This is a genomic window from Flavobacterium algicola (assembly GCF_022399565.1).
Classification (GTDB): Bacteria; Bacteroidota; Bacteroidia; order Flavobacteriales; family Flavobacteriaceae; genus Flavobacterium; species Flavobacterium algicola.
Genome location: NZ_JAJTUT010000005.1, coordinates 72281 through 88718 on the forward strand (window position 1 = coordinate 72281; position 16438 = coordinate 88718).

At 30.4% G+C, this 16438-nt stretch carries 14 protein-coding genes; all 14 read right to left on the bottom strand.

The window, feature by feature from the left end; all coding sequences use genetic code 11:
- Window positions 1-5: 5 nt before the first annotated feature.
- Window positions 6-905, bottom strand: a complete 900-nt coding sequence (locus LXH21_RS15735) for an NAD-dependent epimerase/dehydratase family protein (protein ID WP_239868117.1) — start codon at window positions 903-905, stop codon at window positions 6-8.
- Complete coding sequence (locus tag LXH21_RS15740) at window positions 906-1694, bottom strand: glycosyltransferase (protein WP_239868120.1); 789 nt, start codon at window positions 1692-1694, stop codon at window positions 906-908.
- A 149-nt stretch (window positions 1695-1843) separates the two neighbouring features.
- The gene (locus tag LXH21_RS15745) at window positions 1844-2956 is read right to left on the bottom strand and encodes a glycosyltransferase (RefSeq protein WP_239868123.1); all 1113 of its coding nucleotides are present in this window, start codon (window positions 2954-2956) and stop codon (window positions 1844-1846) included.
- A gap of 6 nt (window positions 2957-2962) precedes the next feature.
- Window positions 2963-3991, bottom strand: a complete 1029-nt coding sequence (locus LXH21_RS15750) for a glycosyltransferase (RefSeq protein WP_239868126.1) — start codon at window positions 3989-3991, stop codon at window positions 2963-2965.
- 31 nt (window positions 3992-4022) lie between these two features.
- Window positions 4023-5060, bottom strand: coding sequence for a hypothetical protein (locus tag LXH21_RS15755; protein WP_239868129.1), 1038 nt, complete (start codon window positions 5058-5060; stop codon window positions 4023-4025).
- A gap of 147 nt (window positions 5061-5207) precedes the next feature.
- Window positions 5208-6008, bottom strand: a complete 801-nt coding sequence (locus tag LXH21_RS15760; protein WP_239868132.1) for a glycosyltransferase family 2 protein — start codon at window positions 6006-6008, stop codon at window positions 5208-5210.
- A 5-nt stretch (window positions 6009-6013) separates the two neighbouring features.
- A complete protein-coding gene (locus tag LXH21_RS15765; RefSeq protein WP_239868136.1) occupies window positions 6014-7000 on the bottom strand; it encodes a GDP-mannose 4,6-dehydratase in 987 nt (328 codons plus the stop codon).
- 35 nt (window positions 7001-7035) lie between these two features.
- A complete protein-coding gene (locus LXH21_RS15770; RefSeq protein WP_239868138.1) occupies window positions 7036-8145 on the bottom strand; it encodes a glycosyltransferase family 4 protein in 1110 nt (369 codons plus the stop codon).
- Window positions 8146-8162: 17 nt separating this feature from the next.
- On the bottom strand, window positions 8163-9107 hold the full coding sequence (locus LXH21_RS15775) for a glycosyltransferase family protein (protein WP_239868140.1): 945 nt from the start codon (window positions 9105-9107) through the stop codon (window positions 8163-8165).
- A 3-nt stretch (window positions 9108-9110) separates the two neighbouring features.
- The gene (locus LXH21_RS15780) at window positions 9111-10391 is read right to left on the bottom strand and encodes a flippase (protein ID WP_239868142.1); all 1281 of its coding nucleotides are present in this window, start codon (window positions 10389-10391) and stop codon (window positions 9111-9113) included.
- Window positions 10392-11366, bottom strand: a complete 975-nt coding sequence (locus LXH21_RS15785) for a UDP-glucuronic acid decarboxylase family protein (protein ID WP_239868144.1) — start codon at window positions 11364-11366, stop codon at window positions 10392-10394.
- A 42-nt stretch (window positions 11367-11408) separates the two neighbouring features.
- The gene (locus LXH21_RS15790; protein WP_239868146.1) at window positions 11409-12473 is read right to left on the bottom strand and encodes a GumC domain-containing protein; all 1065 of its coding nucleotides are present in this window, start codon (window positions 12471-12473) and stop codon (window positions 11409-11411) included.
- Between the two features lie 4 nt (window positions 12474-12477).
- The gene (locus LXH21_RS15795; protein ID WP_239868148.1) at window positions 12478-14922 is read right to left on the bottom strand and encodes an SLBB domain-containing protein; all 2445 of its coding nucleotides are present in this window, start codon (window positions 14920-14922) and stop codon (window positions 12478-12480) included.
- Between the two features lie 475 nt (window positions 14923-15397).
- Complete coding sequence (locus tag LXH21_RS15800) at window positions 15398-16405, bottom strand: mannose-1-phosphate guanylyltransferase (RefSeq protein ID WP_239868150.1); 1008 nt, start codon at window positions 16403-16405, stop codon at window positions 15398-15400.
- Window positions 16406-16438 lie beyond the last annotated feature (33 nt).

Consider the following 16438-nt stretch of genomic DNA (forward strand, 5'->3'; position numbering starts at 1 on the left):
TTAACTTAAATCTTTTTATTTTTTACAAATGCTAAAATGGGTTGTGGGTCCCAACCAACTTCTTTTCTGGCTTTAGAATCATCAAATGTTAGATCTGATGTGATTTTACTAATTTTATCTGAATTCACGGGGAAACGGTCTCCTAAAATGTCACCCAATAGCCCCAAAACTTTTGCTATTGAGTAAGGCATATTAAAAGGCATCCGCTTATTATGATTGTTGGCTAGGGTATGACTAATCTCTTTAAAAGAAGGATGGTAACCATCTGTTAAATTAAAAATACCTCCCATTGATGCAGCAGTTTTAATAAATTTTGAAACATCGCTAATAAGTACCATACTTTTTTTTGCCTTACCACCAGCAATATCAAAATAATATCCTTTGTTTATTGCTCTAATCATTGCACCTAAATTTCCAGGAGGATTTTCACCTATTAACAACGGTAGCCTTAGTATTGTTCCTACTACATTATTTTTTTGACACCAATCTAACACAAGAACCTCTGCTTCAATCTTACTTAATCCATAGGCATCTTTTGCATTTAGCACCGTCTTTTCATCTATATTGACCCCCTTACTTTTACCATAAACTGCAACTGAGCTAATAAAAACAAACTCTTTAGGTAAACCCACTCTTTCAATACCCGTTAATAAATTTTGGGTTCCGGTTACGTTTATATCGTAAAATTCTTTTTTCTGACTCTCACTCTTAGGTACAGAGTGTGCTTTACCTGCAGCGTGAACAACCAAATCAAATTTATGATCAAAAACAGGTGTATCATTCTCTAAACATATTCTATAATCACCTGATGATCTTGCTAAAGTACATACAAAACTTTCACTGCTATATTCTTCAAAAATTGATTTTCCTAAAAATCCATTTGCACCTGTTACTAAAATATTCATCTAATATATACTTTTTAACCAGCCCCACTTATTAAAATAGATAAATGCACTTTGAACTGTAATCCACTTAAATTTAAAAGCTTTATGTGTCATCTTTGCAAAATGATGAAACACATGAGCATCAGGGTAATACGCTGTTTTTGAAACTTCAAGAAATCGTCTTGTCAAATCAGCATCTTCCAGATACATGAAAATCTTATCATCAAAAAAACCAACTTTCTTGAGCACTTCAGTTCTCAAAAACATGAAGCAACCTGACAAATAAGGTATGTCATACATTATTTTGTTGTAATCTTTATTTTTGTATTCATAAGAATCCATTCTTTTTTGAAACTTTTTCTTCAAAAAATCAGGTAAAAAGCCTCTAGCAAATAAATCAAAAAAATTAGGATTAGTTTTGCATAAATATTGAAATTCACCACTTGGATAGGTTACTTTTGGCATAACATGACCAATACTTTCATTCGCATCCATGAATTGACATAGCTTTTCTAAAGTTCCTTTTTCAAAATATATATCAGGATTTAAAACTAAATGATAGTCTGGATTAAGATCATAAATCTCTTTAATTGCAATATTATGTGACGCTCCAAATCCTGGATTACTCGGATTATGCACATACTTCACCCTAGCATCGCTCTCTAATATTCGTAATTCATCGGTAGGTGAATTATCAATCAAATATAACCTCACAAATAATTCCGTGTTTAAGAAGGAGTCAATCGCTTCTTGTAATACCTGTAAATCATTTTTATATAAAACAATACAAGATGTTATTTTTACCTTCATAAATATTAAGTTTAAATATATCGCAGGCTATCATTTGTATATAATATTTTGAACTTTATTCACTACTCATTTAACTTTATGAATATTAGCAAATAGTCAAATGTAAATGTTGCGATTTCGGAACCAAAAATATACTAATAAAGCCAATTTTAGTTCAATAGAAGTTGTAATAGTTCTTCCCAATTTTCAGCGTATGGCTTTGGATATACTATAGATTTTGTATTATCAAAAATAATTGAATTTTGAAAAATAATTTGTTTCATGTAATTTGATAACATTTCTGAATTTTCTACGTCAAAAAACTTTACCTTATTATAATTACCTACCGTTTCTCTCGCATATGGAAGGTCAGCTACTAGCATTGGCTTGTTAAATTGTTTGTATTCGCTAATAGGCAAGCCCCAAGTTTCTAGTTTAGAGGGGAAAATCAAACAATCTGACCTTTCATACCACTCAATAATTTTTTCTCTAGATTGCAATCCAATAAATCTCATAGAATAAATCCCTTCAAATTTATTACAAATTTGTTTCGAATATGAATTTTCAGATCCGTCTACAGTAACAATCACTGAAAAATTAGTAATTCCACTGTCGTTTAAAATTTTTGTCGCCTCTCCAATCACTTCAATATTTTTAAAAGTACGTGGAAAAGTAGGGAAAACAAAAACTTTTTCAACTGACGCAAGCTCTTTTATTACAAAATTATTTGCTAATTTAGGTTCTTGTGGTTTTGCAACTATAACTTTAGCAGACTCTAATCTAAACATCTTAATAAATGCCTCTTTAATCCACAATTGCTGTACAATTACATATTTATTTCTTTTGATGTTAATCCTATACAAATAAGAATAAAAAAGGGTAAAGAAAAAAACTGTTGGTTGCAATAATATTTTAAATGAAGCTATTTTATTAAATGGAGTTGGATTATGACAATATACTGCCTGTGGAATGGTACCAATATTAGGACTCATATCATGCATTGAAAGCCAGAAATCGATTTTATTCTTTTTTGCAAATTTTTTAAAATAAAAATATTCGTAATATAAACGAAAAACATAAGATTTTCTAGATTTTGGGAATTCCACAAATTTCACTCTAGTATATGAACAACCAGCAAATAATTTCTTATTGTGGACTAATGCTAAAAATTCATAGCCTTCAAACACACTACTATGGTCAACAGAAAGTAGACAATCTTTAAGAACAGAAAGAGTTCCCCCTTCAAAGAGATTTATTGCAGATATTACTACCCTTTTCTTCATGGTAAGTTAATTAATTAGTAGCTTGATATATAACTCTTTCATTTTTGAAACTATTATTTTATTTGAAAAAGTTTTATCGTAGTATTCTTTGTACCGCCCGTAAATAGCGTGGGTAGCAACATTTAACTTTGAGATAATACTTTTAGTATTATTTTCAAAAAGAAAATTCTGTGAGCAAATGACATCTGGAATAGCACACACTTTTGAAGCAATTACTACTTTATCAAATAAATATCCCTCAATAATGGGCAGACCAAAACCTTCACCATATGCAGCAGGAACAATCACTATATCACAGTGTTTATAATATTGTATGAGTTCGTCATCAGGTACATATCCTAAAAGATGTATGTTTGACAATTTTCTCTTTTCTATTTCATTTTTATAAAATTCTAATAATGGTCCCTTTCCTGCTATACAAAATTCAAATTTTGAATTTTTCAATATTTCAGCTACATCAATAATCAAATTAATTAATGCCCTCTCTTCCATACTACGTACAGCAAAAACTTTAACCACCTCTTCATTACTTTTTTTCGAATCTGAATCCTCAATAAATGGTTTGTTTTTAAATGATTCAAAATGTGACGTATTGGCTATAACTACAAAGTTTTCTTTGGTATAGAGACTCATTTTTTTTGAGTAGTCGGAAATAAAATGGAGATAATCACACCTTAAGTAAAGTATTTTCTCTACTAACCAAAATAATTTACTGAATTTTTGTTTTGTAGCAGATTTTAAATAATAAAGTCCATCATGAACTGTCAAAAGATTAGACCTATAAATACTCATTATAGCCATCAAACTATTGTGAGCGTGTATGAAAAGTTTGCCGTTGTTTTTATTAAGTCTGATCAAAATGAGATTTAAGGTTAAAAACCAAAACATATCTTTCTTAACCCCAATACAAATTAAATTTTCAAAACGCTTTACTTGAACTTTAGAGTCCCAATGCAAATAGTAGTTCACCCTAGATGGACTGGCAAGCGACTGAAAATGGATCACATTTTCTACTCCACGTTTGTGAGTAAACAAACTATTAAATCCAAAATAAACAATTGTGACCTTAGTTCTCATATCCAAATAGAAATATTTTTTTTACCAAGAAGTAAAAAATAAAAATAAAAAGTAAAATAATTAGTGAAAATAAATTAGAGAATGCAAATTGAACATCTACAAATAATGGTGTAATAAATAAATTCATTAATAGAAACGAAAATGGTGTCGCCATGCATTTTCTGAGAAATATGAAGATAAAACCAATTATAATGTAATAAAAAAAATAAAAATTTTTTGCCAAAACATCAGCCTCAACAAAAATCTGTGGATTAGGTCCAACCAAAGCATCTTCATAATTAAAATACAGCGAGTTGATCAATGGTCCTAAGGAACTAAAATGCAAATCTGAAAAAATCCTGAGACCAACAAAAAATTGATCAAACATATAAAGAATTGGGTAGTTGATGTATTGCGATAATTCACCATAATAATAATAAACGGGACCGTCACTAAAGGCTATTATTCGATAAGCGAAATCAGCTAAAAATGTATCACCAAAAATTAAAAAGAAAGCGAATAAGGAGCTAAAGAATAAAACAATCATTATAGGCATTAATTTTGCATAATTGATTGAAATCTTTTTAAAACGAGAATAAACCCCAAAAATAAATAACAATTCGATTAAAGCTGCTTTTGAACCCAAAGTCAATAACAAAAACATTGAAAACAATATATATAAAGTTGATTTTATTTTTTTGTTATCATACCAATAATAAAAAGACGATAAAGAAATAAGAGGTAACGCTACTTGATTTATTCTTTTAAATATACCCGCACCCTGATAAAAATCTTGCTTAGCAGCTCCTACATTGTCCTGAAAAAGCAGAAATCCTTTTGTTTTGATCAAATATACATTCATCAAAAAAACGATTACGAATAGAAAAAAGGTAAATTCTATCCACAATTTTTCATTAATAAAGACGTTAGAATACATTTTTAATTTTGTCCTATCAATATAAATCACAATTCCTATCAATGCCATGAAAGATAAAATGTGTCCAAAACTGATTAATCCCAAAGTAACCAACACACAAAATGTAAACATAATTTGAAAAAACATCATTATAGTGGGATCAAAATAATTTTGAAAAAAATTAATTTTTCTAAAAAACCAGAGAACAAACACGCTAAAAATAAATGCTAAAAAAATTACATTACCAGGAATAATTTCTGTTAATATTGGTACATTCATTTATCTTTTATAATTACGAATAGACATTTTTAAATAGAAAAGACACATATGCATCAAACGAACATAATATATAAACTGTGACGACTTATCACCGTGTTTTTTAAGAATCAGCTCTGATTCTACAAATAGTTTCATTGCATTTTTATAATCTGCAGAAACACCGTCCAAGTTGTATTTTGAAAAAATGATGTCAACTTTGTCAAGACCTCCTGAAGCTTCAATAATAGAAATAATTGTGTTAAAATCAGAAAAAACTTTGTAGTCTAAATCAAATCCACCAACAGCTCTATAACTTTCTGTTTTAACAAACAAAGCTTGATGACATAAATGAGCATTAAATAAATAACGTGGATTATAATTTACAATATCATCTTGAAATGATGGATAGTACCCGGAAGATGTTTGGTCATTATTAAAAACCTCTACCTTTCCGACGATAATGGGATATTTAGACTCTTTACACCTTGAAGCAAATTGAGTTAACAAATTTAAATCATAGAAATAATCACCCGCATTCATAAAATAACACCACTCTCCTTTTGCTATTTTTAACCCCTTATTCATTGCGTCATAAATACCTTTATCTCTTTCTGAGAGCCAAACAGTAATATTATCTTGGTACTTTTCAATTATATCAATAGTACCATCAGTGCTTCCTCCATCGACTACAATATACTCAAAACTCTTAAAATCTTGATCAATAACATTTAAAATGGTTTGTTCAATTATATTAACAGCATTGTAACATACCGTTATTATGGAAATGACGGGCTTCCTAATCACTTCTACTCTTTGGTTCATATACATTAAAAACTTTTAAGATCTAAGAATTGAATTTCTTCATTTATTAGAATTTCTAACACTTGATAAAAATCAAGATCGTAGTTCCAATTTAATTTTGTTTTTGCGGGTGTATTGTCACCATAAATATCTTCAATATCGGTAGGCCTCATGAAATCAGTATCGATAACTAGTTTATCTAAGGAAACATTTAGTTTTGCAAAAGTATATTCGATTATGGATCGTAGCGAAATACTCTTACCTGAACAAATGATAAAATCATCTGGAACATCCGACTGCAACATTAACCACATAGCCTCAACATAATTTGGTGAATATCCAAAATCTCTTTTAATATCAATATTACCTACTTTTAGAACCCATTCAGGATTTTTATGATTTTTTACAGTCTCATGAATCACTTTTTTTACAAAAAAATCATTACCCCTTAAAACAGATTCGTGATTAAAGAGCACACCGTTACAAGCATGTAGCCCGTAGGACTCTCTATAGTTAACTACAATCCAATGTGCAGAAGCCTTTGATATAGCATAAGGACTTAAAGGATGCATGGGAGTATTTATTGTTACGGGAAGGTTAGTAACTTTACCATACATCTCACTACTAGAAGCTTGATAAAAACGAATTGTAGGTTTGATAATTCGAATAGCCTCTAATAAATTTAAAACGGAAATAATATTAAAACTAATAGTCCCAATAGGTTGCTTAAATGACACTCCCACAGAACTTTGTGCCGCTAAATTATAAATTTCGTCTGGTTTGTATTTATCAATTAATTTAATAATACTAGATAAATCAATCAAATCACACTCTTCAATTATAACATTACTTGCTATATTAAGTTGTTTTAATTTCAGTAAACTATCCTTGTTATGACTCCGAGTTACACCTATAATAGAATATCCTTTATCAAAAAGTAATTTGGTGAGATAAGCCCCATCTTGACCAGTAATACCAGTAATTATTGCTGTTCTTTGTTTCTCTAAACTCATAATTATGTGTGTTTTTTTTGAAAAATAATATCATTTTAGAAAACTTTTTTATAAACATCTAGATGTTCGGCAAAAGATTTGTCCCATGAAAAAGATTTTAATCTATTATATCCTTTATTTTTTAAAACATTTCTCAAATTTTCATCCACTATCAAATTCTGAGCCAATTTAAATAAAGATTCTTGGTTTGTAGGATTAAAATAAATTGCAGCATCACCACCTACCTCTGGCAATGACCCTCCACTACTTAATAAAGCTGGACATCCACAAGCAAAACTTTCTAATACAGGAATACCAAATCCCTCGTATAAGCTAGGAAAACAAAAAAATATCGCATGAGAATAATAATTACTTAATACTTCATCGCTAAAAATAGGTTTAAAAACTACATAATTCTCTAGTCTTAACTCTTTAAAAAGTAAGAGTTCTTCAATAGTAAAGGATCCTCCACCTGCACAAATTACTTTTAAATTATTATCTATTAATAATGGAGCTATTGATTTAATAAAAAAATTAAAATTTTTATAAATACCTCTGTTACCTACAAACAATATATAATCTTCATCAACCAACCTAGAAGAACCTGAAGCAGAAGAAATGTTTTCTAGGGAATTCCCCAAATAAACAATATCTATTTTATTACTGTCAACATCAAATAAATCAATTAAATCATTTTTAGTTGTTTCTGAAATTGCAATTACTCTACTTGCATTATCTAAAAGACGTCTTTTATTATCAAACATCTTCGTATCTAATCTTAATTCTTCAAACTGATTCGCGAATTTCTCATGAATCATATCATAAAAAGTAATTACAAAAGGTTTGTTTTTTACCTCATTTAAAAAATAAGTATCATAATATGTAGGATGAAGTACATCAAAATTACCAGCTTTAACTGAGCTCTTACTTACTTTTTGATTAATTGTTTTAATTATGCGATCTTTACCTTTAAAATGGTTCTTAGGAAAAAACGATTTTAACTTTGGGTTAGTCCCTTGATTGTAATATGCATTGTTTGATAATAATGTAGCAACATTACAGCTGTCCTCTATTTTATCATATCTTTTAATCAATTCATAAAAATATCTAGATATACCTCCATATTGTTGCTGCGTAAATATTTGATGATCGTATAATATTTTCATTATCCTATTTATATAAATTATTTTCTAGGTGTGTATAGTTTCAAACCAATTAAAATTGTTCTAAGACCTTGACGAAGGCTGCCCTTATAAAACTCAAAAGAGCTAGGTGTTTCTTTAGTAAGCGTATATTCATCAGCAATTCGATCCTGAGAAATAAATGATGGACTAACAATTAATTCTGGCATTTCTTTAAAACTGACATTGGCCATAGGGCTATTTGCATTAAATGTATGCGTACCATCAGCATTAAAACCGATATTGCTAATCATATTGAAGTTAGGAATTACAGATAAGCGTGCATTAACTTGATTTAAAAAAAAATATTGATAATCCCAAGTATCAATTTCTCCAGCCTTTGTCCTCCTAAACGCATTATAGATCATCTTTTTGCTTAATTTACTATTTGTAAGACCTGCCAAAACATCAGTAGCAATAACTTCTTCAAGACCATTCATCTTAAAATCATAACCGCTCCAAACTCTTCTCCAACTAGCCCATCCCCATACATGTGTTAATTTTGAATAGTAGTAATCCGCATTTGATCTTTTTATACCGTCTTGAAAATTACAACCACAAATATGACCTATACGATCATCTACCCTATATTTAATTAACATTGCGTCGACAAATCTAAAAAAATCGTCACTAGGCAAACAGTCATCTTCTAAGATTATTCCTTCTTCCTCATTTTCAAAAAACCATGTTATAGCCCCACTTACCGCCTTACCACACCCTAAATTTTGTTCTCTAAACAAAGTTATAACTTCGCAGTCCCAATCGACTTGATTGATAATTGCTCTGGTTTCTTTACACGAAGCATCATCTTTACCATTATTTCTAGGACCATCCGCAGCAACATATAATTTTTTTGGTTTAACAGCTTTAATGGCATTAAACAACACAGTCGTTTCTTTTGGTCTATTGAATATTAAAAATAAAATAGGTGATGTGACTTGATACATAATTTAATAAAATAAAATTGATTTGGTTTGCAACATAAATATATGTCTAGTACTCTTAAAGAAGAAATAATAAATATAAGAAGCATAAAATTGTGAAATTAAAGTTGCAATTGCCGCACCATTAATTCCATATTTTGGTATTAAAATATAATTCAAAGTTATATTAATCAATAAGCCTTGAATAGATTTTATTAAATTATGCTTGTTTAAGTTTTCTATCACCAGCATGTTACCAGCGGCAACTCCCCAAAACACAAAAACACCTGTCCAAATACTTATTTGTAATGCGAAAACAGAAGTTATATAAGCAAAGCCATATAAAAAATTGATGATTAGGTTGGAAAAAAACGCAAAAAATATAGCAATTGCAAAACTAATCAAAAACAGCAGTTTAAGTAATTTAAGGCAAACTTCAAAATATGATTTTTTATTTGTATTATATTTTTCTACTAATTTTGGAAAAAACGAAGTAGCAAAAATACTTGGAATAAAATACCATAATTCAGTAAAGCGTGTCGATACAGAATATAATCCAACAGCTTTTTCTCCCAAGAATTCACCTATCATAATTTGATCAATTCGCATATACATCATAATGATAATACCAGACAATATGAGTGGCCAAGCTTGAAAAAGCAGTGTTTTACAATATGAATAATTAAAATTCCATTTAATAAAATTACTAAGACCATAATACAAAACCATACCTACTGCACCAAATATAAATTCTATTAAACCAATAACTACAAATGATAACAAAGGAAATTTAAGGTAAACAAAAAATAATTTGATAATAGAAACAATTACAAAAACTGTGTTTTTTACGATTACGGTTTTTCTAGAATGTAAAACAGACTGATTTTTTAAATCAATTACATCAAAGGATTGAAAAAATAAACTTCCAACAGTCAAAAGCGCAATTGTAAAAAGAGTTGCATCATTTTTATAAAAATAAAAGTAAGAACAGACAATTATTGTACTTAGGGCAGAACCAAACACCCTAAGATAAAAAGCTGTACCTAGAACTTCTTCTTCCTTTCTATTTTCTAGCAGATGTTTAACAACTATTTGATCTAGTCCCAAAGTTGCTAGAGCACTAATTAAACTAACAAAAGCAATTGCATAATTCCACTTTCCAAATTGTCCTGGACCTAAATATCGAGCTACAAGTACGCCAACAATTAATCCAAAACCCAATCTAATAATTTTATCTAGGAAAAGCCAAATAGCATTTTTAGAAGAATCTTGACTTAAAAGATTTTTAATTTTATTTACCAGCAACACTTAAAATTCTTTATTAAGTTTCGTTTCTTCTAATTGTTTCGCCGTAAATTTCTTAAAATATTCGTACGTAATTTTTAATCCCTCTTTACGAGATATTCTTGGTTCCCAATTTAATAATTGTCTCGCCTTGGAAATATCCGGCTGTCTTTGCTTAGGGTCATCTTGAGGTAATGGGTGATAAATCACTTTCTGACTACTACCCGTTAATTTAACAATTTCGTCCGCAAAATCACTTATGGTAATTTCGTCGGGATTACCAATATTCACAGGTTCTACATAATCAGACAATAGCAGTCTATAAATACCCTCTACTAAATCAGAAACATAACAAAATGACCTTGTTTGCGAACCATCGCCAAAAATGGTTAAGTCATCACCTCGTAAGGCTTGGCCAATAAAAGCAGGTAATACTCTACCATCATTAAGACGCATTCTTGGTCCATATGTATTAAAAATTCTAACAATACGAGTTTCTAATCCATGAAAAGTATGATAAGCCATCGTAATTGCTTCTTGAAAACGCTTTGCTTCATCGTAAACACTTCTTGGTCCTACTGGATTAACATTACCCCAATAATCTTCAGTTTGAGGATGAACTGTGGGATCTCCATAAACTTCAGAAGTTGAAGCTATTAAAAATCTTGCTTTTTTTTCTTTAGCTAGACCTAATAAATTATGTGTTCCAAGTGAACCTACTTTAAGTGTTTGTATAGGTATTTTTAAATAATCAATAGGACTTGCTGGCGAAGCAAAATGCAAAATATAATCCAAACTACCTGCTACATGCACATAATTAGAAACATCATGATTATAAAATTCAAAGTTTTCTAAAGGAAATAAATGTTCTAAATTTTTCAAATCACCAGTTATGAGATTATCCATACCCACCACTCTGTAGCCTTTTGCAATAAAATAGTCACACAAATGTGAACCCAAAAATCCTGCCGCTCCTGTTATTAAAACTCTTTTGGTCATTAAATAATTTTATTTAAAGAATAATAAAGTAATATGGTGATTTTATTGTAAAATCGATTTTAAGATTCTCTGTCCAACTAAATAACAAATACATAAAAAACCAGATAAAAAACTAAACAACACAATCCCTTTTAACTTACCAAAACCCTTCTTTTCTAAAGGCAATATCGGTTTATCAATTACTTGAATCAATGGTGTTGCTTTTCTAAAAGTTACTTTAGCTAACTCTAATTGCTTTACAATTTCAGTTAGAATCGCAGTATTAGCTTGTACGTCGACCTGTCTACGAGCAGAAGGCGTACGGCGCACGTTTAATGCAGGGTTTAAATTAAAGGTATTGTCATTAGCTACCGCTACACCTGTGATAGCACTATTAAGAGCTGCACGGACAGAATCAGTTTGATGTTGTAAAATTCCTAGATTCTCACGAGCTTTTTTATTTTTTGTTTGAACATAAAATTCCGAAACTTCACGAGCTAACGCTTCACAGAAATATTTAGAAAACAATTCGTTTTTACTACTTACGTCAATAGATATTATATCAATTTTCTTATCTTTTTGACCCACAATTAGATTGCCAGTGGCAATGTTTCCGTAAATTTTTCCCAAAATACTATCCTGAACTCTAGAAAAATGTTTCCTATCGATTTCTGGAGAAAAATTAATATTTTTTAATTTGGGAACTTCACTCCAGTCTTCATTAATTTCATTAACCTCAAGATACATATCGGCTAACGACATTTGCTTATTTTTATATTCTATAGGGGAAAGCAAAGTTGTTTCAATCATTTTTCTAGAACGAAATAATTCAATCAAATTCGATCCGCTAAACGCACCACCTCCACTAGTACCAAGATCGAAACCAAATTGGCTTGCTAAACTTAAAACACCACCACCACCACCACCACCATCTTCTTCTAAAGCAAAAGATAATGAAGCAATATAATTAGGCTTTTGCATAAAAGCATAGCCCAGACCTACTGTACCACCTATAAGACTGACCAAAATAACAACTTTCCATTTTGAAATTAAAAAATCATACCAATCTTTTCCTTGTAGCAGTAAATCTTTCAAAGATATCTCATCACTATTAACTTGATCTTCCATTTCTCTAATTATTTAATAATAAAAACGTTGTAATAATCCCTGCGATACTTACAAAAACAGATCCTATACTTACAATTTCAGCTGTTGTCATTTTTTTTCCTACTGCCTTCTCTGGCACTACAATCTGAGAACCAGGTGCTACTTTTGGGTAACTATTAAAAAATAAAAAATGGGATGCTACATCCGCACGACCATTAGGATAAATTATATAAGCTTTTCTCTTCCATCCTTTGGCATCTATTCCCCCAGCAGAATTTAAATAATATTTTAAACTTTTCCCCTGTACATACGGTATTTCAGAATTTAACAGCACATTTCCTGAGACTTTTACACCTTCGGAAAATTTTTCAATAAAAATTTCATCTCCCGCGTCTAATGTTACATTCGCCAAACCATCTTGTTTTTTCAAAATGCTTTTCCAATCTATAGGAATGGTCAGAAACTTTACATCATTTACTAATTTGTCTACAACTTTTGAATTTATGGTATCATTATCTCTGTTGGTAATATTAAAATTAACAGCCTTTAAATCATCAACTTGAGCTTGCTTTACAGGCCTTTTAATTTTTACACCATCAATGTTTGCTAAAGAAGTCAGTCCACCTGCTCTCATGATCACGTCATAAATTTTCTCTTTTTTTGTAGCCAAAACATATTTCCCAGGGTAGCTAACAGCACCCCCTATCGTAACAGATTCTGGTCTTTCATAAACCCCCATTTTACGGATGCTAATTACATCATAAGGAGCTAGAACGAAATTTTTTAATTGCTCATTATTTTCAGGCGAAATTACTAAAGAAAATAATTCGGCTTTGTTTGGATTGGTATCATCTATTTCTTCCGCCTTTATCATTCTTGCAACTTCTACTCTTTTTGATGCAGAACCTGTCAAACCACCTGCTTGTAATAAGACATCATTAAGACTTAGATTTTCAAAGTAATCATATTCCCCTGGGTTTTTTACTTCACCATCAATTGTAACTTTAAATTCTTCGACAAAATCTAAAATAGAATATACCGTTATAATATCCTCCTTTTGTAATAATACATCTTCTGTATCATTACCATCTAATGCTTGAGCTAAATTTACTTGAACAATTTCAGTCGTTAAATCAGATTTCAACCTTATAATTCTAGCTCTTTTTGCGTAAGCATCTTCTTTTAAGCCATCCGCTTTTGCAATTAAATTAGAAATACGCATTCCCTCGTAGAACGAGTAGACATTTGGCCTAAAAACTGCACCTTTAATCTCAATACGATTTTCAAAACGATTAAGTATCTTTGATACTCTGTAAACGTCTCCAGATAAAGGCTTATTGGTATTGAACTCAGTTGACTTTATATCTTTTACTTTAAATTCTGTTCCTGTCTTTTGAGTAACATTTACAGAACCCGTATAGGCTACATCATTAAATCCTGAGGCAAACGTCAGTAAATCTTTAAATGTTTCCCCTGCTTTAATTTCGAAAATCCCTGGCCTTTTTACTTCGCCTTCAAGTGTAACTCTGTTGGTATACGATGGAATTCTAATTACATCATTATCTTTGAGACCAATATTATCCGATTGGTCTCCATTAACTAAAAATTTATAAATATCAATTATTCTTACGGTTTTATTACTACGAATTAATTCAATGTTTCTATAAGATCCATTTACATTTGGCCCACCAGCTAAATGTAATGCATTATACACAGAAGCTAAGGAAGATATTGAATAATTACCTGGCTGCTTACCGCCAATAATGGTAACTCGTATCGTTCTAATTTTACCCAAACTGACACTCACTTGAGATTGTCCCGAAGCTACAGTGCTATAAACATTAGCAATAGCATTTTTTATTTTTTGAGTAGCAGCCTCAATTGTCATTCCTGAAACGTACAATTGACCAACAGCATCAATTGAGATTTTACCTTCAGTATTTACACTTATTGTTGCATTATATAACTGAACGCCGTAAACGCTTATTTGCAATTCATCTCCTGGTCCTAAAACATAATTCATAGGAGTCGCAAGCTGCAAATCAGGACTGAAATCTAATGTTGGATTATCAAAAAGTTCCGATCCAAATACTAGTGCATTTAAAGAATCTTTAACCTTAACATTTACAAATGCTGTTTGCTTTCTTGCTGCGCTGTTTGTACTAGAATTTAACTTTTGTAATGTTGGTAAATTATTTGAGGTATTAAAATTTGACGAACCATTCAAACGGCTTTTTAATTTACTATATTCTGATGAAGACATACCTTTTGCCAACACAATCTGTTCCACCTGATCGATCGTAGTATTATTACTCTTCAGCTGTCCCTGTAACTTGGTGATTTCAGCATCAGTGAGATTATCGACCTTTACGCTACTTAAATCATTTCCTTTTAGTAAATCTTGTGCAACAATTGTTAATGGTTGGAAAAAGGCAAAAGTCAACAATATAACTGTTATTAATTTTTTCATAGTAGATATTAGAATTATCATTACAAAGCCATTTATTCATTAAACATCATGGCTTCGCCTAACCCAATCCCAAGTCAGCAGGAAAGTAGGTCTTAATATTTGTGCAAACTTAATCAAAAAAAGGAATATAGCCTTACTAAAAGTTTCAAAATAAAATTTAACAAAACACTATACACAATCCTATGTTTTACTTCTCAAGAGAAATAAATAAAGAAAAATATTATATATAAAACTTTATCTAATTTTCTCAGCACTAATGCAGAAAGCGATATTATTGTAATACAAATACTAAACTTATAATAACAAGCATAATTCTCTATTGGAGTAATTATTAACTATGATCGAAATATCCAGAATCAAAACTCAACCTGTTTTCAACCAATTGGAATAATCGTTAATAAAAAAAGTTTATTGAAATTATTCAATAAACTTTATATACCTAATCAAAATGTCGATCATCAAAGTAACTCCTTATTTAATTTAACAAATCAGAATCTTCTTTTTCCAATTTATTATAAATCTTCTTAACATCCTGCGAAGCTTTCTTTTTCAAAATTAAATTAGCATTGTCTGTATAAACAAATATTGTATCTCTTACCCCAACAAAGGCAGTATAATTTGATGTCCCTATAGACATATTTCCGTTTTCATCAATAGGATGTCCTTTAGAAACTAAATAATCATACACTGATTCAAAAGAACCTAAATCTGACCACACAAAATCAGAGGAAACAACCTTTATCTTTTTGCTACGCTCCATCACTGCATAATCAACACTGATTGATGGAATATCCATGGATAATTCTAAGTCTAATTCTCCATTTACATTGTTATCCCACGCAAGTTTAGATTTCTCATAAACATCTGGTTGAAATGCCTTCAATTCTTCTAAGAATACACTCGCTTTGAAACAAAACATACCGCTATTCCACAAAAAATTACCTTTGGCAATAAAATTCATAGCAGTTATCTCGTTTGGTTTTTCTCTAAAAGAAATTACATTATCACCTTTTCTTTCTATGTATCCATAACCTGTTTCAGGTTTTGTTGGCTGAATACCAAAGGTAACAATAAACCCATTGGTAGCCTTATCAACGGCCTCATCCATAGCGGACTTGTAAGCATCCATTGAATCAATAATATGATCTGATGGAGTTATGATTAAAATATCTTCTGGCTCAGATGCAAAGGCAGCGAATGCTATTGCTGCAGCTGTATTTCTAGGAGTTGACTCAACAATATTAACGTAAGGAAGATTAGACTTCTCCATTACCTTTTTACTCAAGTGACAATTATCGATATTCCCAACTACCATAATTTTGTCAGCAATCGAACGGTTTCGTTCAACAGTTAACTCAAATAATGATCTACCTTCAAATAAAGATAAATATTGCTTTGGCATGCTCTTACGAGACAATGGCCACAATCTACTTCCTATACCTCCTGTCAAAACAACATGAGTAACTGTCTTTTTATTTTCCATATTAATTATATTTAGAATGTTTTTAATCTAAAA